The 22,676-nt window shown below is 67.0% G+C and carries 21 protein-coding genes; 5 read left to right on the forward strand and 16 right to left on the reverse strand.

Annotated features, from left to right (window positions below; genetic code table 11):
* Nucleotides 1-79: 79 nt before the first annotated feature.
* Nucleotides 80-760, forward strand: coding sequence for an SDR family NAD(P)-dependent oxidoreductase (locus ACQ5BL_RS17245; protein WP_243808670.1), 681 nt, complete (start codon nucleotides 80-82; stop codon nucleotides 758-760).
* Between the two features lie 80 nt (nucleotides 761-840).
* Entirely contained in the window at nucleotides 841-1,776 is a 936-nt protein-coding gene (locus ACQ5BL_RS17250; RefSeq protein ID WP_243808669.1) for an AEC family transporter, read from the forward strand.
* 412 nt (nucleotides 1,777-2,188) lie between these two features.
* Here the strand turns inward: ACQ5BL_RS17250 and ACQ5BL_RS17255 are convergent, their stop codons facing one another.
* The 15 genes from ACQ5BL_RS17255 to ACQ5BL_RS17325 all read right to left on the reverse strand — a co-directional run bounded on the left by ACQ5BL_RS17255 (nucleotide 2,189) and on the right by ACQ5BL_RS17325 (nucleotide 17,595).
* Entirely contained in the window at nucleotides 2,189-3,718 is a 1,530-nt protein-coding gene (locus ACQ5BL_RS17255; protein ID WP_243808668.1) for an APC family permease, read from the reverse strand.
* A 123-nt stretch (nucleotides 3,719-3,841) separates the two neighbouring features.
* Nucleotides 3,842-4,858 carry a heme-dependent oxidative N-demethylase family protein gene (locus tag ACQ5BL_RS17260; RefSeq protein WP_243808667.1) on the reverse strand — a complete coding sequence of 339 codons (1,017 nt, stop codon included), beginning with the start codon at nucleotides 4,856-4,858 and terminating at the stop codon, nucleotides 3,842-3,844.
* Nucleotides 4,859-4,872: 14 nt separating this feature from the next.
* Nucleotides 4,873-5,841, reverse strand: a complete 969-nt coding sequence (locus ACQ5BL_RS17265; protein ID WP_243808666.1) for a PDR/VanB family oxidoreductase — start codon at nucleotides 5,839-5,841, stop codon at nucleotides 4,873-4,875.
* Nucleotides 5,838-6,437 (reverse strand): dimethylamine monooxygenase subunit DmmA family protein, encoded by a 600-nt coding sequence (locus ACQ5BL_RS17270; RefSeq protein WP_243808665.1) that lies wholly within the window; start codon nucleotides 6,435-6,437, stop codon nucleotides 5,838-5,840. Before ACQ5BL_RS17270 ends, ACQ5BL_RS17265 begins: the two co-directional genes overlap by 4 nt.
* A 430-nt stretch (nucleotides 6,438-6,867) precedes the next feature.
* Complete coding sequence (locus tag ACQ5BL_RS17275) at nucleotides 6,868-8,304, reverse strand: sigma-54 interaction domain-containing protein (protein WP_243808664.1); 1,437 nt, start codon at nucleotides 8,302-8,304, stop codon at nucleotides 6,868-6,870.
* Nucleotides 8,301-9,422 carry a PAS domain-containing protein gene (locus ACQ5BL_RS17280; protein WP_207885807.1) on the reverse strand — a complete coding sequence of 374 codons (1,122 nt, stop codon included), beginning with the start codon at nucleotides 9,420-9,422 and terminating at the stop codon, nucleotides 8,301-8,303. The genes ACQ5BL_RS17275 and ACQ5BL_RS17280 overlap by 4 nt, the downstream gene beginning before the upstream one ends.
* A gap of 261 nt (nucleotides 9,423-9,683) precedes the next feature.
* A complete protein-coding gene (locus tag ACQ5BL_RS17285) occupies nucleotides 9,684-10,679 on the reverse strand; it encodes an ATP-grasp domain-containing protein (RefSeq protein WP_243808663.1) in 996 nt (331 codons plus the stop codon).
* A gap of 230 nt (nucleotides 10,680-10,909) precedes the next feature.
* Complete coding sequence (locus ACQ5BL_RS17290; protein WP_243808662.1) at nucleotides 10,910-11,839, reverse strand: phosphatidate cytidylyltransferase; 930 nt, start codon at nucleotides 11,837-11,839, stop codon at nucleotides 10,910-10,912.
* A 1-nt stretch (nucleotide 11,840) separates the two neighbouring features.
* Nucleotides 11,841-12,470: a lysophospholipid acyltransferase family protein gene (locus ACQ5BL_RS17295; protein WP_243808661.1), complete on the reverse strand. Its 630-nt coding sequence runs from the start codon at nucleotides 12,468-12,470 to the stop codon at nucleotides 11,841-11,843.
* A gap of 14 nt (nucleotides 12,471-12,484) precedes the next feature.
* A complete protein-coding gene (locus ACQ5BL_RS17300; RefSeq protein ID WP_152224137.1) occupies nucleotides 12,485-12,931 on the reverse strand; it encodes a hypothetical protein in 447 nt (148 codons plus the stop codon).
* The gene (locus ACQ5BL_RS17305; protein WP_243808660.1) at nucleotides 12,921-14,261 is read right to left on the reverse strand and encodes a phosphatase PAP2/dual specificity phosphatase family protein; all 1,341 of its coding nucleotides are present in this window, start codon (nucleotides 14,259-14,261) and stop codon (nucleotides 12,921-12,923) included. The genes ACQ5BL_RS17300 and ACQ5BL_RS17305 overlap by 11 nt, the downstream gene beginning before the upstream one ends.
* Complete coding sequence (locus tag ACQ5BL_RS17310) at nucleotides 14,261-16,018, reverse strand: bifunctional alpha/beta hydrolase/class I SAM-dependent methyltransferase (RefSeq protein WP_243808659.1); 1,758 nt, start codon at nucleotides 16,016-16,018, stop codon at nucleotides 14,261-14,263. Before ACQ5BL_RS17310 ends, ACQ5BL_RS17305 begins: the two co-directional genes overlap by 1 nt.
* Before the next feature lie 64 nt (nucleotides 16,019-16,082).
* Nucleotides 16,083-16,703: a CDP-alcohol phosphatidyltransferase family protein gene (locus tag ACQ5BL_RS17315; RefSeq protein ID WP_243808658.1), complete on the reverse strand. Its 621-nt coding sequence runs from the start codon at nucleotides 16,701-16,703 to the stop codon at nucleotides 16,083-16,085.
* A gap of 209 nt (nucleotides 16,704-16,912) precedes the next feature.
* A complete protein-coding gene (gene mdtI / locus ACQ5BL_RS17320) occupies nucleotides 16,913-17,242 on the reverse strand; it encodes a multidrug/spermidine efflux SMR transporter subunit MdtI (RefSeq protein ID WP_243808657.1) in 330 nt (109 codons plus the stop codon).
* Nucleotides 17,236-17,595, reverse strand: coding sequence for an SMR family transporter (locus tag ACQ5BL_RS17325; protein ID WP_243808656.1), 360 nt, complete (start codon nucleotides 17,593-17,595; stop codon nucleotides 17,236-17,238). Before ACQ5BL_RS17325 ends, mdtI begins: the two co-directional genes overlap by 7 nt.
* Before the next feature lie 603 nt (nucleotides 17,596-18,198).
* On the opposite strand from ACQ5BL_RS17325, the gene ACQ5BL_RS17330 reads away from it, so the two are divergent.
* Nucleotides 18,199-19,860: a SulP family inorganic anion transporter gene (locus ACQ5BL_RS17330; RefSeq protein ID WP_243808655.1), complete on the forward strand. Its 1,662-nt coding sequence runs from the start codon at nucleotides 18,199-18,201 to the stop codon at nucleotides 19,858-19,860.
* Between the two features lie 19 nt (nucleotides 19,861-19,879).
* Here ACQ5BL_RS17330 and ACQ5BL_RS17335 read toward each other — a convergent pair whose 3' ends face one another.
* Nucleotides 19,880-20,830, reverse strand: coding sequence for an adenosine deaminase (locus ACQ5BL_RS17335; protein WP_243808654.1), 951 nt, complete (start codon nucleotides 20,828-20,830; stop codon nucleotides 19,880-19,882).
* 224 nt (nucleotides 20,831-21,054) lie between these two features.
* On the opposite strand from ACQ5BL_RS17335, the gene ACQ5BL_RS17340 reads away from it, so the two are divergent.
* The gene (locus ACQ5BL_RS17340) at nucleotides 21,055-21,492 is read left to right on the forward strand and encodes a DUF1090 domain-containing protein (protein WP_243808653.1); all 438 of its coding nucleotides are present in this window, start codon (nucleotides 21,055-21,057) and stop codon (nucleotides 21,490-21,492) included.
* Between the two features lie 100 nt (nucleotides 21,493-21,592).
* Nucleotides 21,593-22,675, forward strand: coding sequence for a calcium:proton antiporter (locus ACQ5BL_RS17345; RefSeq protein ID WP_243808652.1), 1,083 nt, complete (start codon nucleotides 21,593-21,595; stop codon nucleotides 22,673-22,675).
* Nucleotide 22,676 lies beyond the last annotated feature (1 nt).

A 22,676-nucleotide genomic window follows, 5' to 3' on the forward strand; every position in this document is an offset into this window, starting at 1 on the left:
TCTGTCGTCGGCGACCTTTCTCCGCGCGCCGTGCTAACCCTATAAGGGCCGCTCTTCCAACGCCTTGAGGGTGCACTGCATGAACAGGATCGTCGCCATCACCGGCGGCTTCGGCCACCTCGGCAGCGTGGTCGGCCAGGCGTTCGCCGACGCCGGCTGGCAGGTCGCGCTGCTCGACCGGGCCGTGAGTCCGCGTTATCCACAGGCCGGTGCGCTGTCCCTGGGCGGCGTCGACCTGACCGACGCGGCCGCCGCCCGCGCCGCCATCGACCGCGCCAGCGAACATTTCGGCGGACTCGATGCGCTGATCAACGTGGCCGGCGGCTTCCACTGGGAAACCCTGGCCGACGGCGACGTCGACACCTGGGATCTGATGTACCGCATCAACCTGCGCACCGCCGTGGTCTCCAGCCAGGCCGCACTGGCGCACCTGAAGGCCCGCGGCCGCGGGCGCATCCTCAATATCGCGGCGGCCGCCGCCACCCGCGCGGCGCTTGGGACCGGCGCCTATGCCGCGTCCAAGGCCGGGGTGATGCGCCTGACCGAGGCACTGGCGGAAGAGCTGAAGGACGCACGCATCACCGTCAACGCGCTGATGCCGAGCATCATCGACACCCCGCAGAACCGCGCCGACATGCCCGACGCCGAGTTCGACCGCTGGGTGCGCCCGGAACAACTGGCGGCGACCCTGCTGTTCCTCGCCTCGGACAGCGCGGCGGCGATCACCGGCGCCTGCATTCCGGTCACCGGGCGGGTCTGACTTCGGACCGAGGTCGCATTGGACGGCAGCGACCTCGGCCCCTATGCTCGCCAACCGTTTCGCTGTCCGGTTGCGTTGCCATGTCCCACGTCCTGTCCGTCGTCCTGCCGATCTTCGCGCTGATCCTGGTCGGCTGGCTGTGCCGGCGCATTAATCGCCTCGGCCCGCAGGCCGCCTCGGAGATCAACCGGCTGGTGGTCTGGCTGTGCCTGCCCGCGTTGCTGTTCAAGGTCACCGCCACCGCAACCTGGGCGGAAATCTGGCAGCCGGGCTTCCTCGCCGCCTTCACCGGCGGTTGCCTGCTGGTGTTCTTCGCCACCCTCGCCTGGCGCCTGATGCAGGGCCGCACCTTGCCGGCGGCGAGCATCGACGGGCTCAGCGCGTCCTACGCCAACACCGGCTACATGGGCATCCCGCTGTGCCTGCTGGTGTTCGGCCAGGACGGCCTGGAGCCGGCGCTGATCGCCTCGCTGCTGGTGGTCTGCGTGCTGTTCGCCATCGCCGTGGTGTGCATCGAAGTCGGCCTGCAGGAGGAGAAACACATCGGCCGCGCCATCTGGGTGGTGAGCAAGGCGCTGGGCAAGAATCCGCTGGTGGTGTCGCCCATCATCGGCGGCCTGTGGGCAGCGTCCGGTATCGGCCTGCCGGAGCCGCTGCTGCATTTCCTCGACATGCTCGCCGCGGCTACCACGCCCTGCGCACTGGTCTCGCTCGGCCTGTTCCTGGCGCAGAAGCAGGAGCCGCAGGATGCGCAGGCCGGCGCCTGGCCGCTGGTGGCGATCAAGCTGATCGGCCAGCCGCTGCTCACCGGCTTCCTCGCCTACCAGGTCTTCGACCTGCCGCCGCTGTGGGCGGACTCGGCGCTGCTGCTCAGTGCGCTGCCCACCGGCACCGGGCCGTTCATGCTCGCCGAGTATTACCAGCGCGAGGCGGCGGTGGTGTCGCGGAGCATTCTGGTGTCGACGCTGGGGTCGCTGGTGACCCTGTCGCTGTGCCTGCTGTGGATCGCTCGTTAAGGCTGTCTTTTCTTGGGTAAACCTGTACCTGTGCTTCCCCTCACCCTAACCCTCTCCCGGAGGGAGAGGGGACCGTCTGGAGCAGGATGGCAGCGCAACGTCAGCCGGCACGAGCAGCTCCCTCTCCCTCTGGGAGAGGGCTGGGGTGAGGGCTGATTCGAGCACAGAAATTTCCCTGTAGGAGCGAGGGGGACACCGTCGTTATTGCTCGCGAACCGCCCAGCGCCGGAGCCGCCGGGGAGTCCGTTCGCGAGCAAGCTCGCTCCTACAAAAGCCGGGAATAAAAAAACGGACCAGCCATCGCGGGGATGGTGGTCCGTTGCGCAAACGCAGGGGTCCGTCACGGGGGAAGATGATGACGGACCAGACGCAGCCCCTCAGGCGTATGGCCCGAATTGCGTCAACGTTGCGATCAAGCCGGTTCGGTCAGCGCGCCCGCAGCGCGCGCGGGTAGTTGGCGGCCGGAAATCCGATGGGCGTCGCCCGCCGGTGCGGTGCCCTTGTCGTAGGGTTTGGCCAGCAGCATGTAGACCAGGCCCGCGCCGATCACCACGACGGTGGTGAGGATCATCGAGTAGTTCATGTACCAGGGCGCATCCGGAGTGCGCGGCCAGACCATGTTGGTGATCGCCGCCACGCCGTAGATCAGCGCCGCGACGTTCACCGGCACGCCCCACTTGCCGAGGGTGAACTGCCCGCCGGGCACCCAGCCCTTGGCGCGGGCGATCAGCGAGGCGATGACGATCAGCTGGAACGACACGTAGATGCCGATCGCGGCGAAGCCGACGATGGTGGCCACGGCGTCGCCCATGAACAGGCCCAGGCAGACGATGGCCGCCGGCATCACGCCCGCCACCACCAGCGCAACGGCCGGCACGTGGTTGGTGTTCAGCTTGGACAGCGCCTTGCTGCCGACGATCATCTCGTCGCGGGCATAGGCGAACAGCAGGCGGCTGGCGGCAGCCTGCAGGCTCAGCACGCAGGACACGAACGACACCATCACCACCGCCATCACCAGCTTCGAGCCGACCGGGCCGAAGGCATTGGCGAGGATGGTAGTCACCGGGTCGGTGTCTTCGCCGTTGATCACGCGCTGGATGTCGGGCACCGAGAGGATCAGCGCCAGGCAGGCGAACATCGCGGCGGCGCCGCCGATGTAGATGGTCATGCGCATGGTCTTGGGAATCATCTTGCCCGGGTTCGGAGTTTCCTCGGCGACGTCACCGCAGGCCTCGAAGCCGTAGTACTGGAACAGGCCCGCCAGGGACGCGGCGAGGAAGGCCGGCCAGTAGCTGCCGTCGATCTTGATGTCGAAGGTGTTGAACAGCACGCTGAAGTCGTTGTGGCGCTCGAAGATCAGCAAGTAGCCGCCCACCAGCAGCGCACCACCCAGCTCGCAGAGGAAACCGAACATGGCGACGCGGGCCAGCAGCTTGGTGCCGGACAGGTTGAGCACGGTGGACAGCGCGATCAGCGCCAGGGCGATGCCGATGGCGGCGTTGCCGTGCATCTCGAAGCCGAGCATGGCGGCCATGTACGGGCTGGCGCCCACGGCGATGCCGGCGATGGAGGTGCACAGCGCCCAGGCGTACACCCAGCCCACCATCCACGCCCAGCGCTTGCCCACCAGGCGGCGCGCCCAGGGATAGACGCCGCCAGAGATCGGGAATTGCGAGACCACTTCGCAGAACACCAGGCACACCAGCATCTGGCCCAGGCCGATCAGCAGGTAGGTCCAGAACATCGGCGGACCACCGGCGGCCAGGCACAGGCCGAACAGGGTGTAGACGCCGACCACCGGCGACAGGTAGGTGAAGCCCAGGGAGAAGTTCTCCCACAGGCTCATGCTGCGTTCGAAGTTGGAGCTGTAGCCGAGGGCAGCGAGCTGCTCGGCATCGGAATCGGTTACGCCAGCGGCACGCTTGGCAGGGGACCCACTCATCGTTGTTTCCTCTCAGGGGTTGATGGGCAGAAGGCAATCGGCCGGCGGGCCTCACGACGCCCGCCGGTTCCCTTTTCGGGTTTGTAGTTGTGTGTACTGCGCGGCTTTGCTCCTGGTGGAGCGTTACTGGCCGTCGTCGAACTGCGAGAGCCACTCCACTGCCTGGTCGCGGTAGCGGGTGAAGCCCTTGTAGTCGACCAGTTCCTGGTTGAGGCTCTTGAGCACGCGGTGCATGCGCTTGGCCCACGCCGGGTTGGTGGCGATGTCTTCCAGGCTCAGCAGGTAGGTTCGGATCGGGAACACGATGGCGTTGCTGCGCGGCAAACGGTGCAGCGGTTGCAGTTCGATGCGCAAGTAGACCTTTTGACCGGCGTTCTCGGCGGTCACCGTGGTGCGGTCCGGCGCCCACTCAGGCAGGGACTCGGCGGACACGTCCAGGCGCGGGTTGACGGTCAGCGACCAGTTCAGGCGGCGCACCGGGTGGCCGTTGCGCAGGCGCAGGAGGAACTTCAGCGCGCGGTCGAGCATGCCGGTTTCCTTCACCAGCGGCACCGGGCCGTGGAACTCGTGCCAGGCCATGCCCAGGTTGAAGCGCAGCGAGTAGTCGGCGCGCTGGGTGGCGATGCCCGCGCCCCAGTACAGGGTGCCGTCGCGCTCTTCCTGCAGGACCCAGTCGCCCTGGGCCTGGCGGGTGACGTACTCCATCGGCTCATAGGGCAGGGTCGACGGATCACCGAAGGTGAAGGTGTCGTCGATGTTCAGCAGCTTGTTGGTCCAGTGCCAGCGGGTGCCGTCTTTCTCCAGAGAGAAGTATTCCGGGTAGTCCTTGGCATAGGACTCCATGATCAGTTCGAGCAGGTCCCACTGCGCCTCCATCATGTGCGGCGCGGAGACGTAGTGCATGCCCGGGTCCTTCTCCAGGGTGATCGCACGGTCGCGGCACTCGCTGATGTAGTGCTCGTCGATGTCGAACACCGCGCGGAAGGCGCCGTCGCCCACGCTGACGTGCGGCTCCAGGTTCATCGAGTACATGTACTCGTCATCCGGGAAGGGCCAGGGCGCGCGGTCGATGCAGGCCTGGCTGTTCGCGTAGGTGTAGTCGTCGCGGTAGGTTTCGTCGGGGCGGAATTGGATGGTCATGGTCGTTCTCCGGCTCAGCAGTCGATGACCAGCCGCGAGCACTTGGCGCGCGACACGCAGGGCATGATCTTGGTGTTGGCGGCCTTGTCCTCGTCGGACAGCCAGTCGTCGGTGTGGAGGATTTCTCCCTCCAGCTCCAGGACGTTGGTCTCGCACATGCCGCAGGCACCGCCGCGGCACAGGTACGGGATTTCGTGGCCGGCGGCCTCGGCGGCCTCCAGCAGGCTCTGGTCGGGCGACACCTGGATGGTCGCGCCGCTGCGCGCCAGGGTGACCTGGAACGCCTCGCCGACGCTGCCCTGTTCGAGGAAGCGCTCGTAGTGGATGTGGCTGTCGGTCCAGCCGTGGGCGTGGGCGGCGTCGATCGTTGCCTGGATCATGCCCTCGGGACCGCAGACGTAGACGTCGCTGCCCAGCGGGCGGTCGGCCAGTACGGCGGAAATATCCAGGCGCTCGCCGCGGTCGTCGCGGTACAGGCGCACGGCGTCGCCGTATTCCTGCAGCAGTTCTTCGCCCAGGCGCGCATGGGCGTCGCCGCGTACTGCGAGGTGCACTTCGAACGGGGTGCCGCGCAGGCGCAGTTCGGCCAGTTGCGAGCACACCGGGGTGATGCCCACGCCGCCGGCGATGAACAGGTGCAGGCGCGCATGCTTGCTCAGCGGGAACAGGTTCACCGGGCGGAGGATTTCCAGCTCGTCGCCTTCCTTCACCACGTCGTGCATGTACTTCGAACCGCCACGACCGTCTTCCACGCGGCGCACGGCGATCTGGTAGGCGCTAGCGTCGTAGGGCGAACTCATCAGCGAGTAGGCGTTGCGGTAGGTGCCGGTGGCGTGGGGCATCAGCACCACGACGTTGCTGCCGCCGGAGAACGGCGTCAGGTGCGCGCCGTCGGTGGAGGCCAGGGTGAAGCGCTTGATCTCCGGGGTCACCTGCTCGATGCGGGTGACGCGGACATTCAGGGTTCCGTTGGACTGGCTCATGTGTCGAGCTCCTCGGCTTCGGGCAGTTCGCCGGGGACTTCGGCGTCGGCCTTCACCGCCTGGAAGGCGGCCAGGCGGCGGGAGTAGTGGTCGCGGACCACCAGGGTGCGGGCACAGTGCGGGCAGTCGAAGACGCGCTGGGTGACGTTCTCGGTGTAGCCGTCGCAGTGCACGCACCAGACGCGACGGACGAAGGAACCGGCGTGCTCGCGCAGCACTTCGTCCTTGTTCAGGTTGATCGCGTCGGCGGCCTGCATGGCGGTACCGATGAAACTCTCGGAGCCAGCCAGGTACAGGCGGGTGCCCATGCGCGACTGACCCAGCAGCGCGTGCAGGTCATCGACCAGCGCGCGGTTGCTCGGGTAGATCGAAAGCTCCACGTCGGTGATGTCGCGCAGCGCGGCGAGGTGATCCTGGCCGGAGAAGGATTCGGTGGAATACAGCACGCGGATGGGCGCAGTGCGCGGCATCTCGGCGAGCAGGCGGAGCATGGCGGCGCCGCCGCTGCCCTGGCCGGCGATGATGTGGTGGTGGCCACCGGCGAGCGGGCGCAACTGGTCATAGACCGGCCGGCTCTTGATACCTGTGATGAGCATTGTTCTTGTGCCTCCAGAACTGCCGCGGCTCTGAAGTCAGAAGCAGCGGCGCGATTCGAGGACCCGTGCACGGTCACGGGTCGCAGAGACATAGAGCACAGGCTGTGCCAAATAGTTAAGTTATTGAAATTAAAGAATAAAAATAATAAACAGGGATAGAGGTGTAAGCAGAAATGACAACGCCTGTAGGCAGGCTTGCAGCGGTGGATTGTCGCAAGGGCAGCTCCGCTGGACGCAGGAAGGCGGCGTGACCATTCGGTCACACGGATAGATGCCGTGGGTGGGATTTGCGTAGGAGCGGACTTCGTCCGCGATAGGGTCGGAGTGATGCGGTCGCGGGCATGGCCCGCTCCTACAGTAACCGGGCAGCACGGCGCGGACGTTCATGTAGGAGCGGGCCATGCCCGCGAGCCGGCCGGCAGGCTGGCGCTCACTCGTCCCGCTGCAACTTGCGGATCAGCGTGCCGACGTCGATGCCCAGGTGGATCGCCGCCTTGCGCTTGCTGCCGCACAGGCGCACCGCGCGCAGGATCACCTGGCGCTCGTAGCGCTGCACCTGGGCCTTGAGCGGCTGGTCGTCGATGGCGGCGGCCGGCTCATCGAGGGCCACCGGGCTGCCGGCCGGCGGCGCGCCGAGCAGTTCCGGCGGCAGGTGCAGCTCTTCGGCCACGTCGTCGGCCAGCACGGCGAGGCGCTCGAAGATGTTCACCAACTCGCGGATGTTGCCGGGGTAGTCATAGTCCAGCAGGCGTTCGCGGCATGCCGAGGCGAGCCGCAGCGGCGGCTGGCGGTCGCGGTTGATGCGCGCCAGGAGGATGTCCATCAGCACCGGCAGGTCGTCGCGGTGGGCGCGCAGCGGCGGGATTTCCACCGGCAGCACGGCCAGGCGGTAGTAGAGGTCGGCGCGGAATTCACCGGCCGCCACCTGGGCGCGCAGGTCCTTGTTGGTGGCGGCGATCACCTGTACCTGCACCTGCTTGGACAACGGCGAACCCACTGGCTGGATGGTGCCGTCCTCCAGGAACTTGAGCAGCTTGGCCTGCACCTGCAGCGGGATTTCGCCGATCTCGTCGAGGAACAGCGTGCCGCCCGAGGCGCTTTCGATGTAGCCGCGCTTGCCCGACTGCAGCGCGCCGGTGAAGGCGCCGCGCTCGTAGCCGAACATCTCCGACTCGAACAGGGTTTCCGGGATGCTCGCGCAGTTCACGTCGATGAAGGGCCGGTCGCCCCAGCCGGCGGCACGGTGGATATGCCGGGCGATGGCGGTCTTGCCCACACCGGGCTCGCCGAGCAGCAGCAGGCGCGCGCGGCGGCGGAAGGCGCGCACGCCCATGTCGGCGATGGAGGAGAGCAGCGGCGACATGTGCAGCGCGTTGTCCTGCGGGTCGCCGAGGCCCTGCAGGTCAGTAGTCGAGGCGCGCCCGGACGGGCTGCGCAGGCTGCCGGCGGTGCCTGGCTCGTATTCGCGCTGGACCAGCAGGGTGTAAGGCTTCTCGTAGGCCCCCGTGGGCACGGCCTGGGCGCGGGTGAGGAACACCCGGCCATCGCGCGAGCGGGTCAGCGCGCTCTTGCCGCCACGCCGCAGGACCTGCAGGAAGTCGTCGAACTGCAAGGCCGAACGCTGGAAGAAGTCCGCATCCGGCAGCCCCAGCACATCCGCGCGGGCGACGCGGTTGACCCGCTCGGCCGCGAGGTTGATGAAGCGCACCCGCGAGTCGCCGTCGCAGACGATCACCGCCTCGCCGAAGCTGTCCAGCAGCGCGTGCAGCGCCGGCGTTTCCAGCAGCGCGGAAAGCATCTCCCCGGAGGCGCTGACCGAGGAGCGCATGCCCATGCGCGGGGACGCGAAGAAGCCTTCTTCATTCATGGATGCAGTTCCGTCGCCTCGCTCGCCTGGCGCAGCACGAAGACGCGCCAGGCCACGCCCTCGCGGATGAGGATGCGCGAGCAGTGGCTGTTGAAGGACAGGTAGTTGCCGAACTGGTCCGGCAGGTCGAGCAGCTGCCAGGTGCGCTCGGGCAGCGGCAGGCGGTTCAGGGTCGAGGCCAGCCCGGCGGCGCGGGTGATGCCGAAGGTCTGCTCGAAGGCCGCGTTGCGCCATTGCGGCTGGGCCTGCTCGTCGATCACCAGCACGGCGTCAGGCACCGCGTCGAACACCCGGCGCAGCGCCTCGATGCGCTGCTCGGCGTCGTGCTGCATGCGCAGTTCCTGGCTGACGTCGCGCAGGCTGCCCCACATGCGCAGCATTCGGCCGTTGTGGATGCTGGCGCGCACGTCGTTCTCGACGTAGGCGGGCGAGCCGTCGTGGCGGCGGTCCACCGACAGCGCGCCATCGACGTGGAAGTCCGCCTCGATCAGGCGCCGCACGAACTCCTCGTTGGCCGGGCTGCGCGGCCAGTACAGGCGCACCGGCTGCTCGCTGAAATCGACATCGGCGGGCATCTCGTAGATGTTGGCCATGGCGCGGTTGCACATACGCCAGTAGGAGCGGTTCTCGAACACCTGGCGGACGATCTCGTCGGGCGTCTCGCGCACGTCCACCGATTCGGCGAACTCGATGCACCAGTAGGCCACCCGCGCACTGAAGAGCATCTGGCTCATCACTTCGTTGGCGCTCTGCAGCTCGCCCAGGCGGCGGCTGATCGGCCCCAGCGGCATCTTCACCAGGTGCAGGCGCGCCGGCTCGCCATCACGCCATTGCAGCACGCCGCTGGCGAGCACCGGCAGCAGGCCGCCGTTATGGCGGATCAGGGTCAGCTCCAGATCCTGCACGCGCTCGTCCGCCGGCGGGTTGGCGAACAACTGGTGCAGCGCATTGACCGACTCGGCGGTATAGACCTGCTCGATGCCCTGCCCGTCCAGCGAACCCGGCGGATAGCCGAGCTGGTCGGTCTGTTCGGCGGAAACCTCGATGAAGCGCCCCTGGGACGTCAGGCTGTCGGACAGCAGCAGGCCCCTGTCCAGCAGCAGTTTTAGCGGGTCCATTTCCCTCTCCAATGCAATTTCCCAACACGACAGTGCAGCCGTCTGGCGGCTCGCGTGGAGAACAAGGCATGTTGCATGCCAGCGTGCAACGCCCATGCCCTGCGGGGTGGCGCGAGAGACTGTGTGCAAAATCGCAGCATGTTGCGCATTCGCGCAGCGCAACGGGCAGATTAACCGTTGCATCGGTGCAGCGGCGTGCGGAGCGATGGAAGGTGATGGATCCGTGCGGGTGTGGTATCCGCCCCAATGCAAAGCGCTGCTTCACGTCCCGCTGACGGTGGTGACCTCCACGTAATGCCGCGCATGGATGGCCGGCGCCGGCATCACCGGCGCATCCAGCTCGCCGCCCGAGAAGCAGCGGAAGTGGTTGAGCACCATGTCGTAACCGGACAGGTAGCTGAAGGCAATCCCGCCGGAGAACCTCGGGTTGACGTCCATCAGCAGCGCCTCGCCGTCATGGACGAGGAATTCCATGTTGATGCAGCCATTCACCCCCAGCACTTCGGCGACACGGCCCGCCGCCTCGACCAGCGACGCATCGGGCAGCATCTGCACGGTCAGGCCGGCGCCGGTGGGCGTGCGGATCAGTTCCTGCCGGGCCATGCCCGCCCACTGCCCCGTGCCGGCCTGCCGCACCACGTCGACGACGCACACCTCGCCGGGCAGCAGCGGCTGCACGATGTAGTCGCGATCCCGGCACTTGTCCTGGATGTAGCGCAGGTAGTCCGGGTCCTGGATACGCACCAGCCCCTCACAGTTGCGGCCGTCGCAGGGCTTGGCGATCAGCGGCAGCTCCAGGCCCGGCACCGGCAGGTCCCGCAGGCGCCAGGTGGGAATGGTGCGTATGCCCGGGACGTCCTGGAACGCCTGGTGGACCAGCCACTTGTCGCGGGCGACGCGGATGCTCTCCAGCGGCGGCATGCACAGGGTGATGCCGCGGGCGGCGAAGGCTTCATGGTGCAGCGCGAAGGCATCGACCTCGGGATCGATCATCGGCAGGACGTGGGTCACCCGCTCGGCGTCGCAGATCTCCAGTATGCGCCGGACATAGGCGTCCACCTCCCGCGCGGGTGGCACCTGGAACGCGGCATCCAGCAAGGCCGAGGTGGCGCACCACTCCGGCGGCCGGTAGTTGGTGCCCAGCAGCCGCGCATTGGAATGGCGGCGCAGTGAATCGATCACCGCCTCGGCGCAGAACGCGCCGGTGGCCGTGATCAGGCAGGTGGGGGAGGAAATGCCGCTAAATAGCGTGCTCATGCACAAACCCCGCGGGCAACACACCGGAACAGCTCAACCGGAAAGTGAGTTCCCATTGCCTGACGGCCTCGTACGCAATCGTGCTGCTGCCCCCTGGCGCCCCGCTGGCCGTACAAGAATCGACCAGCGGCAAACTCAAGCGTAGCCGCGAACCGGCCGGCCGGAAGGCGCGGGCCCCGGCCAGGGCGGAAAAACCGGCCCGGGCCTCGCCGCCTCTGGCCCGCCGCTCGTCAGGTCCACCAGTAGCGCACGAAGTGGAAGAACACCGGCGCGGCGAAGCACACCGAGTCCAGGCGGTCGAGCATGCCGCCGTGGCCTTCGATCATGTGGCCCCAGTCCTTTACCCCACGGTCGCGCTTGATCGCCGACATCACCAGCCCGCCGAAGAAGCCGAGGATGTTGATCATCAGCGCGATCAGCAGCGCCTGCCAGGGCTTGAACGGGGTGATCCACCACAGCGCGCCGCCGATCAGGGTGGCCAGCGCCACGCCGCCGACGAAGCCTTCCACGGTCTTCGACGGTGACAGGTTCGGCGCGATCCTGCGCTTGCCGAAGAGCTTGCCGCAGACGTACTGGAGTACGTCCGAGAGCTGCACGACGATCACCAGGAAGGCGATCAGCAGCAGGTTGCGCCCCTCGTAGCCGGCGATGTCCAGGGTCAGCAATGCCGGCACGAAGGAGATGCAGAACACCGCCAGCATCAGCCCCCACTGCACCTTCGAGGCGCGTTCGAGGAAATGCTTGGAGTCGCCGCCCAGCGAAGCGAGGATCGGCAGCAGCAGGAACATGTAGACCGGGATGAAGATGGAGAACAGCCCGTACCACTTTATGCCGATCAGCAGGTACTGCATCGGCAGCACGAAGTAGAAGGCCGCCACCAGCGCCGGGTAGTCGCTGCGCCGGGTCGGCATCAGCGTGAGGAACTCGCGCAGGGCGTAGAAGGACACGCCATAGAACAGCAGGATCACCGCCCACTGGCCGAGCGCGAAGGCGCCGCCGATCACCGCGACCATCACCCACCAGGCATTGATCCGCGCGTTGAGGTTGTCGATCACCGCGTTCGGTCCGGGTGGCGCCTTCCAGCGCAGCACCGCGCCGACCAGCGAGGCGAGGACGAGGATGGCGCCGATGCCACCGAAGAGCAGCCAGGTCTGGTTCATCTCAATGGCCCTCCGGCGCGGCGAGCTTGAGCAGCGCCTCGCGGGCGCGTTCGAGGAAGGCTTCCTTGGCCTCGCCCTCCTCTACCGTCAGCGGCGCGCCGAAGCTCAGGGTGCACAGCAGCGGCAGCGGCAGCGCGCGGCCCTTGGGCATCACGCGGTTGAGGTTGTCCAGCCACACGGGCACCAGCTCCACCTGCGGATGCTTCCTGGACAGGTGATAGATACCGCTCTTGAACGGCAGCAGGCGCACTTCCTCGTCGAGGTTGCGCGTGCCCTCGGGGAACAGGATCAGCGAGTCGCCGTCGGCCAGCGCCTGCTCCACCGGCTCTAGCGGATTGCGGCCCTCCGCACTGCCCTGGCGGTCGATCAGCACGCCGTGGAACACGCGGTTGATGATGAAGCCGCGCAGGCCGCCCTTGCCCCAGTAGTCCATGCCCGCCACCGGGCGCGTACGGGCGCGCAGCTCGGGCGGCAACGAGGCCCAGAGCAGGACGAAATCGCCGTGGCTGCTGTGGTTGGCGTAGTAGATGCGCTGCGCGGGAATGGGCGTGGTGCCCAGCCACAGGCTGCGCAGGCCGGTCACCGCGCGGGCACCGGCGATGATGGCGTAGGCGAAGAGTCGTTCCAGCATTCCGGGTACGTTCCTCAGGATTGGAAGGTCAGGGTGATCAGGCACAGCAGCGCGACGAGCCACTGCACCGCGCAGAGCAGAACCTGCCTGCGCAACAGCGCGAGCGCGCCTCGACTGCGCTCGCTCCAGGGACGGCCGGCCTTGTCCGCTGGTACTCCGGCGTAGGTGGCCAGCGCGTCGTCCAGCTGCCGGGTTTTCTCCGGCAGCGCATCGCCGGCGTTGGCCATGGCCTCGAACAGATCGGCGTCCAGCGCCACGCGCATGGCGTAGAACTTCTGCACCAGGCCCAGCAGCACCAGCAACGCCATGCTCAGGCTGAACGCCAGCGTGGCGCTGGCCATCAGCACGCCATAGAAGCCGAGCGCCAGGGCCAGCACGGTCAGCGCGGAGGACAGGCCATTGAGGCTGCTGCCACGGCGCAACAGGCTGGCGACGAGGGTCAGGCCCGGATCAACCGACATGGATCACCTCCTGCGACAGGCTCGGCTGGCCGGCGATCTGCGCCAGCACCGCCCGTTGTTCGGCCTTGAGCACCACCTGCGGTCGTGCACGCTGAAGCTGCGCCACGGCCTCCTCGACCGAGCGGGCATGGCCGGAAACCAGCAGCCACGCCGCGACCAGCGTGGCGCTGCGCGAATAGCCCAGGGCGCAACAGACCAGCAGCGGCCCGGAGGCACGCAACTCGTCGATCAGCGCGGCGCCACGCCGGTACTGCTCGACGCTGGGCGCCACCAGGTCGAGCAGCGGCAGGCACGCGTAGCGGCGAGCCCGTGCCATGCAGGGCAATTCGGCGCACAGATCCAGCACGGCGAGGTCGGGCCTTGCTTCAAGATCGGAAGCGCCAGGCAAGCGGCCCAGCCAGAGACCGGGCAGCACTTCGTCCGGCTGCGGATGGCGGCGCGTCCAGGCGCGGGAGTTGATCCAGGCGCCGAGCAGATAGGGCGCCAGCAGCCAGGACACCGCCAGCGACTGCCCACCGTCCGCGCGCTTCTGGAAGCCCTCCGAGCCGATGCCCAGGTAACAGAGCGCAACCAGCGCCAGCGACACCGCCGGCCAGAACAACCACAGCCACCCGCCACCGCCAACCAGCGCCAGCGTCGCGCACACGGCCGATCCGATGGCGTAGGACGCCGCCAGCCGCAGCCGGCGCGGATCACCGCTCAGGGCCCAGGCGGCGACGGGCGAGCGCCCTTCGCGCGGCCACAGCCAGACGCACAGGAAGCCGACCAGCGCGCCGGTCGGCACGTCGATGAAATGGTGCTGCCAGGTGGTCAGCACCGACAGGCCGATCAGCGCGAACCAGCCGTGCAGCAGCCAGCGCCACAGCCCACTGGCGTAGCGCCCGTAGGCGACCCAGAGAATCACCAGCAGCGCGATGTGCAGCGAAGGCGCCTGGTTGAACGGCTTGTCGAAGCCCATCAGCAGGTCGAACAGCCAGCCGAACACGCCGTCCAGCGCCGGCCGCTCGAAGCTGAAGCGCAGCGGGAAGAGCAGGAAGCAGCTCACCGCGATCACCTGTGCGCTGAGCAGGCGCAGCGCGTGGCTGTCCAGCTCGCGGCGCGTGCGCGGCAGCAGGAAGGACAAGCCGTAGAGCAGGTCGATGGACCAGTACGGGATGATCGTCCAGGGCCACAGCGGCATACCGCGTTCCCAGTCGAACGCCAGCACGCCGACCGACTCGCGCTGCGCCGCCGCCCAGTTGGCCAAGCCGTAGCTGGCGAAGAAGAACGGCCCGAGGAACACCAGCCAGATCACCGCCCGGCGCAGCACGCCGGGCTCGCGCGGCGCCATCAGCCGCGCTCCCGGCGAGCCAGGGACACGGTGAAGATGCCGTCCTCGTCGATACGCTGGGCCAGCTTGCGGAAGCCGGCGGCTTCCACCAACTGGTCCATCTCCAGCTGCGTGCGGCGGCGCATCACCCAGGCCTGGCCGGCACGGTGGCTGGTCAGGGCGCGGGCAATCAGTTCCAGTTGCGGGTGCCAGGGCTGGCCGGTGTAGATCAGGTAGCCGCCCTCCTCGACCGCCTCGCCAAGGCCAGCCAGCGAGCCGCTGACCATGGCGTTGTCGGCGAACAGTTCATAGAGGCCCGAGACCACCGCCAGCGTCGGCTTCGGTTCGACGGCGGCGAGGTCCGCGCCGTCGAAGGCATCGCCCTGCACGAAGCGGGCGCGCTCCTTGAGGCCAAGGCGCTCGATCAGCGCCGAACCCTCGCGCACATTCAGCTCGCTGTAGTCACGCAGCAGCACGCTCTCCGGCAGCGGCTCGACGCCCTGCAGCGCTTCGAGGATGTAGCGCCCGTGGCCGGCGGCGATGTCGAGGATGCGCACCTCACGGCCCTGCTCGCGGAGGCTGGCCATGGCCTGGCGCAGCAGTTCCTCGATATTCACCTTGCGCTGGCGGATACCGCGCCAGCCGGCGGATTCCAGGTAAGTGCGGTCGATCATCCGGCCCACCGGCCCGGCGCCGGCGGGCTGGTTGCGGTAGACGTAATCCAGGGTGCTGCCGGAATCGAAACCGGTCTGGAAGCCCAGGTTGATGCCGTCCGAGAGCAGGCGGCCCAGGCGCATGTTGGCCCGCGTCGCGCGCCAGTAGAGGTCGCGGATCGACCAGGCCGGCAGCGGCGTGGCCAGCGCCTCGGCTTCGGCGCAGGTGTAGCCGAAGCGATCGGCAGCGCGCAGGTCGGGGCGCTCCGGCGCCCGGGCAAAGCACTCGAGCAGGAAGCGCCGGGCGCGGCTCACCGCCTGCTCGCGGTGCAGCTCGCCGAGGGTGTCGTGGAAGAAGCCGGGCAGGACGTGCAACTCCTTGCGCGCCGTGCCGAGGGTGTCGAAGAAGCGCTGCTGCGGCTTGCGGTGCACCACGAAGTCGGAACCGGAGATGAGCAGCTGGGTCGGCACCTGGATCGCCTGGGCATCGGCCACCACGCGCTCGGCAGCGGCGTAGAGGCCGAGCAGCACGTTCACCGAAATGGCGCGGGCGATCAGCGGGTCGCTGTCGAAGGAGGCGATGCGCTCCGGGTCGTGGGTCAGGAAGTTGGATTTGACGTAGCTGTTGACGAAGAAATTGCCGCGCCACCAGCGAGCCAGTTTCAGCCCCGGTCGGGCGAAGGGCACGTAAAGCTTGACCTTGAAGGCCGGCGAGGCAAGCACCAGGCTGCGAATCGGCGGCGCGTAGTCGTGCACCCAGGTGGAAACCAGCACGGCGCCGACGCTCTGTGCCACCACCGCCATGTCGCTGACGGCGATGCCATGGTGAGCGGCGATGTGCTCGACGAAGGTCTGCACGTCGCGCACGCTGGTGCCGAAGCTCGGGCTGTCGCCGCGCGCGCCGGGGGACTGGCCGTGGCCACGGGCATCCCAGGCGAAGATGTCGAAGCCGGGCATGTCCAGCTCGTCGGCCAGGTGGGCGATGCGTCCGGAGTGCTCGTGGCCGCGATGGAACAGCAGCACCGCCCGGCGCGGTTCCTCTGCGGCGGATAGCGCCGGCCAGTGGCGGTAGAACAGTTCGACGCCGTCGTGGGTCACGAAGTGGTGATTCGAAGATTCGCGCATAACTTCCTCTGTTCGATGGCTTGGGGGACGATCCCGTCCCCGCCGTTCAGGTCTTGGTGCGTACTCAGGCGGCGGACTTCTCCCGCTGCTCGGAGAGGCCATGGCGCACGCGATTGACGATGGTCAGCAGCAGCAGCACCGCCACCACCACCAGCAGGTCGTTCAGCCAGCCCAGCGGCAGGATTCCCGTCGCCAGCCCCGCGCCGAAAATGCCGAAGCACAGCGCGCGGTCGCTCTTGCCCATCGGACCGTCATAGCGGCGCGAGGCGCCGACCATCACGCCCAGCACGCCGGCGTACTCGCTGATGATCGCCAGCAGCACCACCAGCACCACCAGCCCTGGCGCGACGCCCGGCAGCAGGGCGAACGGCAGGTACAGGGCGCTGTCGGCGATCACGTCGGTGAGTTCGTTGAGGTAGGCGCCGAGCTTCGACTGCTGGCCGAACTCGCGGGCGAGCATCCCGTCCATGGCGTTGAGCGCCATGCGCACGAACATCCACAGCGGAATCAGCAGGAAAATCCAGAGATGGGCACTGAGCAGCGCGACGACCAGCGCGACCAGCAGCGAGGCGCCGCACGCGGCGAGCGTCACCTGGTTGGCGGTCACGCCACGCTGGTGCAGGCGCGTCACCTGGGGACGCAGGAGGTTCTGGAAGCGCGACTTGAGTTGGTAGACGGAGATCATGAAGGTCCTTCTCATCGATCGGAACGAACAATCCACAGCCCTGTGGACCCATCGAGCATAGCCTCACGGTGGAAGCAGAGCTGTAGGAAGCGTCTCAACACAATAGATGAACGATCCCGCATGCCGAGACACAAACCGCCGACAGGCAGCGCCCATGAAAAAGGCGGAGCCCCTTTCGGAGACTCCGCCTTCCGGACGATGCAGGGTGATCAGGCCAGCTTCAGCAGGCCCATGCCCAGGATCAGCATCGCCAGGCCCAGCCAGCCGCGCCAGGACAGGCGCTGGCCGAACAGGGCCCAGCCCATGGCCACGGTGGCGAGGATGCCGAAGCCGCCCCACACCGCGTAGGCCACCGACAGTTCGATACCACGGACCGCCTGGGACAGCGCGGTGAAGGCAGCCAGCACGAAGAGAATCGAGGTGACGCCGAGGAGGCGCTTGCGGAAGCCGTCGGAATACTTCAGCAGCAGGTTGGCAATCACTTCCAGGACGATGGCCAGGCCCAGCCAGGCCATCGGAATCAGGTCATGGTTCAGCATGCTACGGCCTCCATGTCGGTCTCACGCTCGTTCTTGCGGGTGCCGGACTTCACCAGCAGGATGCCGGCGATCATCACGACCAGGCCCAGAGCCTTCTCCAAGGTCAGGTCCTCGCCCAGCCAGGCGGCGCTGACCAGGGAGATCAGCACGATGCCGATGCCTTCCCACAGGGCGTAGGCCACGCCCACCGGCACATGCTTGATGGCCAGGGACAGGAAGTAGTACGACAGGCCGACCATCAGGTACATCAGCAGCAGACCCGCGACCGGGTACAGCGCATGGGTGAATTTCATCGACGTGGTGCCAACGACTTCAAAGCCGATGGCGGCAAACAGATAGATCCAGGAACGCATGGTACAAGCCCTCCATGGGCGGCCGCGCGCAATCTAAGAGCCTGTTTACGATCTGCTGCGCGTCGGCTGGAGGGCGTTGGAAACTACCCTCAGATGCTCATTTGCAGTCGCAAACTCCGCTCTTCGGCTACTTTCCGCCTACTCCAGCTCTAGCTCGCTGGATCGTAAAAAGGCTCTGAAAGCATCCTTGCGGCGGTTTTCGGTTCGGGTTCGGTGGCGCCGACTCGGGCGACGGAGGTTCCGCCGCGCTTGGCGCCACGCTCAGGTGGCTACCGAAGGGAGGGGCTAGAGGTCGCCGGTCCAGTAACGCTCGCGCGAAACCAGGCGGGAAGTGGGGAGAGGTAGAGCCTTGATGTTCAACATAATGAACACATTATGCCGATTTTCGGGTCATCAGGCAAATCGACGCCGTCGATCATGGGTATGAACGCCCATATATAGGCGCCTGAAGAGCACGCCGGACAGCAGGCGCCATCAGGGTTGTGCAATATTTTGTTCACACCGTTCAACCTGCGACAGCACGCCGCGGCCGTGACCTGCGCCAGCGCCCGGCCATCCGCCGCCCTGTTAGTATCCACAGCCAGTACACCGTCGGAGACTGCGATGATCGCTCTGCGAGACGCCTGGAAGGCCGGCCTGTTCGGCCGTGAGCACTGGACACGCAATCTGGTGGCCGGGGTGATAGTCGGGGTGGTGGCACTGCCGCTGGCCATGGCTTTCGCCATCGCCAGCGGGGTGAAGCCGGAACAGGGCATCTATACGGCGATCCTGGCCGGCGCGCTGGTCTCTGTGCTGGGCGGCAGCCGGGTGCAGATCGCCGGGCCCACCGGCGCCTTCATCGTCATCCTCGCCGGGATCACCGCCAAGTACGGCGTCGACGGCCTGCAGATCGCCACGCTGATGGCCGGCGCCATCCTCGTGCTGCTGGGCATGAGCCGCCTGGGCGTGATCATCCGCTTCATCCCGGCGCCGGTGATCGTCGGCTTCACCGCCGGCATCGGAGTGATCATCTGGGTCGGCCAGTGGAAGGACTTCTTCGGCCTGCCCGCCGTCAGCGGCGAACACTTCCACCAGAAGCTCTGGCACCTGCTGCAGGCACTGCCGCAACTGCACATCGCGACCACCCTGCTGGCGCTACTGAGCCTGGCGCTGGTGCTCTTCACGCCGCGCATCAAGGCGCTGCAGCGGGTGCCCGGCCCGCTGGTGGCGATGGTGGTGGTGACGGCCATCCAGTCGCTGTTCCACTTCGACGGCGTGGCCACCATCGGTAGCGCCTTCGGCGGCATTCCCCAGGGTCTGCCGAGCTTCAGCCTGCCGGAGGTGACCCTGCCGCGCGTGCTGGAACTGATCGGCCCGGCCTTCGCCATCGCCATGCTCGGCGCCATCGAGTCGCTGCTTTCGGCGGTGGTCGCCGACGGCATGGCCGGCACCCGCCACGATTCCAACCAGGAGCTGATCGGCCAGGGCATCGCCAACCTGGTCACCCCTCTGTTCGGTGGCTTCGCCGCCACCGGCGCCATCGCCCGCACCGCCACCAACATCCGCAACGGCGGCAATAGTCCGCTGGCCGGCGTCACTCATGCCGCGACCCTGGTGCTGATCCTGCTGTTCCTCGCCCCGCTGGCCTCGAACATCCCGCTCTGCGCGCTGTCGGCGATTCTCTTCGTGGTCGCCTGGAACATGAGCGAAATGCGGCACTTCGTGTTCATGGTCAAGCGCGCGCCGCGGGCCGACGTGGCGATCCTGCTGATCACCTTCCTGCTCACGGTGTTCAGCGACCTGGTGATCGCGGTGAACATCGGCGTGATCCTCGCCATGCTGCACTTCATGCGGCGCATGGCATCGTCGGTGGAAGTGCACGCCAACGAAGGTCCGGAGCTGGAGGTGGAGCTGCGCGGCCGCGGCCTGGCCGAACTGCCGCCAGGGGTGCTGGTGTACAGCATCGAGGGACCGCTGTTCTTTGGCGCGGTGGAGACCTTCGAGCGTGCCCTGGTCACCACCCACACCGACCCGAAGGTGCTGATCATCCGCCTGCGCCGCGTGCCCTTCATGGACATCACCGGCCTGCAGACGCTGCAGGAAGTGATCGAGGACCTCCAGCGGCGCGGCATCGAGGTGCGCCTGTGCGAGGCCAACGCACGGGTGCTGGGCAAGCTGCGCAAGACCGGGATACTCGATGCGCCGAGGGCGGCCATCTATCACCCGGACTTCCCCGCCGCGCTGACGGCCTCGACGGCGGCGGCCGATACCATCGCCCTCCCCTGAAGGGGGAGGGCGCCACGCGTCATTTCACCAGCCGCGCATCCAGGCTGTTCTGCGCCAGCCGCTGCGCCTGCTCCTGGGTCATGCCCAGGTGCTCGTGCAGCGCCTGGAAGTTCTCGGTGACGTAGCCGCCAAAGTAGGCCGGGTCGTCCGAGTTCACCGTCACCTTCACCCCGCGTTCGAGCATGTCGAGGATGTTGTGCTCGCGCATGTGGTCGAACACGCAGAGCTTGGTGTTGGACAGCGGGCAGACGGTCAGCGGGATCTGCTCGTCGATGATGCGCTGCATCAGGCGCTCGTCCTCGATGGCGCGCACGCCGTGGTCGATGCGCTCGATCTTGAGCAGGTCCAGGGCTTCCCAGATGTATTCCGGCGGACCCTCTTCGCCCGCATGGGCCACGGTGAGGAAGCCTTCGGCGCGGGCGCGGTCGAATACGCGCTGGAACTTGCTCGGCGGATGGCCCACTTCGGAACTGTCCAGGCCGACGGCGATGAAAGCGTCGCGGAACGGCATGGCCTGTTCCAGGGTCTTGAACGCTTCATCCTCAGAGAGGTGGCGCAGGAAGCTCAGGATCAGGCCATGGCGGATGCCCAGTTGCTTCTCGCCGTCCTTGAGCGCGCCCTGGATGCCACGCAACACCACCTCGAAGGGGATGCCACGGTCGGTGTGGGTCTGCGGGTCGAAGAAGGGCTCGACGTGGATGACGTTCTGCGCCTTGCACTTCTGCAGGTAGGCCCAGGTCAGGTCGTAGAAGTCCTGCTCGGTGCGCAGCACGTCGGCGCCGGCGTAGTAGAGGTCGAGGAATTCCTGCAGGTTGTTGAAGGCATAGGCCTTGCGCAGGCTCTCGACGTCGCCCCAGGGCAGGGCGATCTTGTTGCGCTCGGCCAGGGCGAAGAGCAGCTCGGGCTCCAGCGAACCCTCCAGGTGCAGGTGCAGTTCGGCCTTGGGCAGGGCATTGAGCCAGTCGTACATGGTGAGGTCTCGTTATCAGGCGGTCGGGGAAATTATCGCACGGCCCGCGAAGAGCGCAGGGCGAATGCGAGGTCGCACGCCCCGGCGAATAGCCCTACAGGAATAGCGACAGTTTCCAGTGGTTACTTGGGTTTCGAGCGGTACCGGTTAGTGGAACGATCGTCCTAAAGTGGTCGAGGTAGAAATCTCTCCTGCCTTGTGAAATTTGTTTGAGGATTTTCACTATGACCAAGCGGCAACTGTCTGTCCTTCCTCTTGTATTCGCCATGACTGCAGGGTTCTCCACCCTGGCTTCCGCGGATTGCGCGCACAAGCGGGCCTCGCTCGAGTATCAGCTCCAGAAGGCGCAACAGTATGGCAATAGCCATCGCGTAGCCGGCCTGAAAAGGGCACTGAGCGAAACCAATGCCCACTGCTTCGACCACAGCGCCGCCCATTCGACCTGGAGCCCCGAACAGCGAGTGACGAAGTTCGAGGACAAACTGCGCGACAAGCAGGAAGACGTCCAGGAAGCCCAGGTCGACCTGCGCGAAGCCCAAGCCAAGGGCGATCCCGGGAAAATCGCCAAGGCCCAATCCAAGCTGCAGGAGAAGCAGGCCGAGGTAGCGGACATCGAGGATGCGCCGCGCAAGGCACAGGCTGAACTGACCGCCGAGCGCTGACAGTCCGGCGCTCCCCGACGAGGTCCGTCTGCGTCTGGTGCGCCTTCCGGGCATTGCCTAAGATGGCGCACTCGCTCTAACCGGAAATGGAAAGCCCTCGATGCTGCGCGCGCTCAAAGACGAAAAATTCCTCCTCCTCGCCCTGCTGGTGGCGATCGCGGTGTACCCGCTGGAACATGGGCTGCTGGGCGGCGGCAAGCTGCTCGCCGGGATCACCGCCACGGCCCTGCTGGCGGTGATCATCGGCGTCTCGCTGCGGGTGGCGCACCACGCCGAAATCCTCGCGGAGAAGGTCGGCGAGCCCTACGGCACCATGATCCTGACCCTGGCGGCGGTACTGGTGGAAGTGGTGATCCTGGCGATCATGATGGGCCACAACCACTCCCCGACCCTGGCCCGCGACACCATCTACGCCGCGGTGATGCTGGACATGAACGGCATCCTCGGCCTGGCCGCGCTGCTGGGTGGCCTCAAGCACGGCGAGCAGTCGTACAACGACGACTCGGGCAAGACCTACGTGACCATGATCCTCACCGCAGTGGGCATCTCCATGGTGGTGCCGGAGCTGATCCCGGCCGAGCAGTGGAAGCTCTACTCCTTCTTCACCATCGGCTGCATGGTCATGCTCTATGCGCTGTTCCTGCGCATGCAGACCGGCCAGCACAGCTACTTCTTCAGCTACAACTACGCGGCCCACGGCGAACACGCCGAAGACCACGAGGCGGCGGGCAGCAGCAAACAGTCCATGGCCCTGCTGGTGGTTGGCGTGGTGCTGATCGGCGCGCTCGCCGAGGTGATGTCCAAGGCCCTGGACGTCGGCCTGGAAGGCAGCGGCGTGCCCGCGATCGTCCCGGCGCTGCTGGTGGCGGCGATCTCCGCCAGCCCGGAAATCCTCACCGCGCTGCGCGCCGCACTGGCCAACCGCATGCAGCCGGTGGTCAACATCGCCCTGGGCGCCTCGCTGTCCACGGTGATCCTCACCGTGCCGGTGATCGAGGCCCTGGCGCTGTTCAAGGGCCAGCCGATCCAGATGGCGATGACCCCGCTGCAGACCGGCATGATGTTCATCACCCTGGTGGTGGCCGGCTTCAACCTGCACGACGGCAAGACCAACGCCATCGAGGGCATGACCCACTTCGTGCTGTTCGCCACCTTCCTGATGTTGTCGCTGATGGGACTCTGAC

The organism is Pseudomonas sp. B1-22, from assembly GCF_050474425.1.
Classification (GTDB): Bacteria; Pseudomonadota; Gammaproteobacteria; order Pseudomonadales; family Pseudomonadaceae; genus Pseudomonas.

Bases quoted from the DNA above. Each gene is read 5' to 3' on its own strand.
- ACQ5BL_RS17245 (WP_243808670.1), top strand. From the start codon at position 80: ATGAACAGGATCGTCGCCATCACCGGCGGCTTCGGCCACCTCGGCAGC.
- ACQ5BL_RS17270 (WP_243808665.1), bottom strand. From the start codon at position 6,437: ATGCTCATCACAGGTATCAAGAGCCGGCCGGTCTATGACCAGTTGCGC.
- ACQ5BL_RS17290 (WP_243808662.1), bottom strand. From the start codon at position 11,839: ATGAACCAGACCTGGCTGCTCTTCGGTGGCATCGGCGCCATCCTCGTC.
- ACQ5BL_RS17340 (WP_243808653.1), top strand. From the start codon at position 21,055: ATGACCAAGCGGCAACTGTCTGTCCTTCCTCTTGTATTCGCCATGACT.
- ACQ5BL_RS17275 (WP_243808664.1), bottom strand. From the start codon at position 8,304: ATGAATGAAGAAGGCTTCTTCGCGTCCCCGCGCATGGGCATGCGCTCC.
- ACQ5BL_RS17305 (WP_243808660.1), bottom strand. From the start codon at position 14,261: ATGGCGCCGCGCGAGCCCGGCGTGCTGCGCCGGGCGGTGATCTGGCTG.
- ACQ5BL_RS17250 (WP_243808669.1), top strand. From the start codon at position 841: ATGTCCCACGTCCTGTCCGTCGTCCTGCCGATCTTCGCGCTGATCCTG.
- ACQ5BL_RS17260 (WP_243808667.1), bottom strand. From the start codon at position 4,858: ATGACCATCCAATTCCGCCCCGACGAAACCTACCGCGACGACTACACC.
- mdtI (WP_243808657.1), bottom strand. From the start codon at position 17,242: ATGCTGAACCATGACCTGATTCCGATGGCCTGGCTGGGCCTGGCCATC.
- ACQ5BL_RS17265 (WP_243808666.1), bottom strand. From the start codon at position 5,841: ATGAGCCAGTCCAACGGAACCCTGAATGTCCGCGTCACCCGCATCGAG.
- ACQ5BL_RS17335 (WP_243808654.1), bottom strand. From the start codon at position 20,830: ATGTACGACTGGCTCAATGCCCTGCCCAAGGCCGAACTGCACCTGCAC.
- ACQ5BL_RS17330 (WP_243808655.1), top strand. From the start codon at position 18,199: ATGATCGCTCTGCGAGACGCCTGGAAGGCCGGCCTGTTCGGCCGTGAG.
- ACQ5BL_RS17310 (WP_243808659.1), bottom strand. From the start codon at position 16,018: ATGCGCGAATCTTCGAATCACCACTTCGTGACCCACGACGGCGTCGAA.
- ACQ5BL_RS17295 (WP_243808661.1), bottom strand. From the start codon at position 12,470: ATGCTGGAACGACTCTTCGCCTACGCCATCATCGCCGGTGCCCGCGCG.
- ACQ5BL_RS17315 (WP_243808658.1), bottom strand. From the start codon at position 16,703: ATGATCTCCGTCTACCAACTCAAGTCGCGCTTCCAGAACCTCCTGCGT.
- ACQ5BL_RS17325 (WP_243808656.1), bottom strand. From the start codon at position 17,595: ATGCGTTCCTGGATCTATCTGTTTGCCGCCATCGGCTTTGAAGTCGTT.
- ACQ5BL_RS17345 (WP_243808652.1), top strand. From the start codon at position 21,593: ATGCTGCGCGCGCTCAAAGACGAAAAATTCCTCCTCCTCGCCCTGCTG.
- ACQ5BL_RS17255 (WP_243808668.1), bottom strand. From the start codon at position 3,718: ATGAGTGGGTCCCCTGCCAAGCGTGCCGCTGGCGTAACCGATTCCGAT.
- ACQ5BL_RS17280 (WP_207885807.1), bottom strand. From the start codon at position 9,422: ATGGACCCGCTAAAACTGCTGCTGGACAGGGGCCTGCTGCTGTCCGAC.
- ACQ5BL_RS17285 (WP_243808663.1), bottom strand. From the start codon at position 10,679: ATGAGCACGCTATTTAGCGGCATTTCCTCCCCCACCTGCCTGATCACG.
- ACQ5BL_RS17300 (WP_152224137.1), bottom strand. From the start codon at position 12,931: ATGTCGGTTGATCCGGGCCTGACCCTCGTCGCCAGCCTGTTGCGCCGT.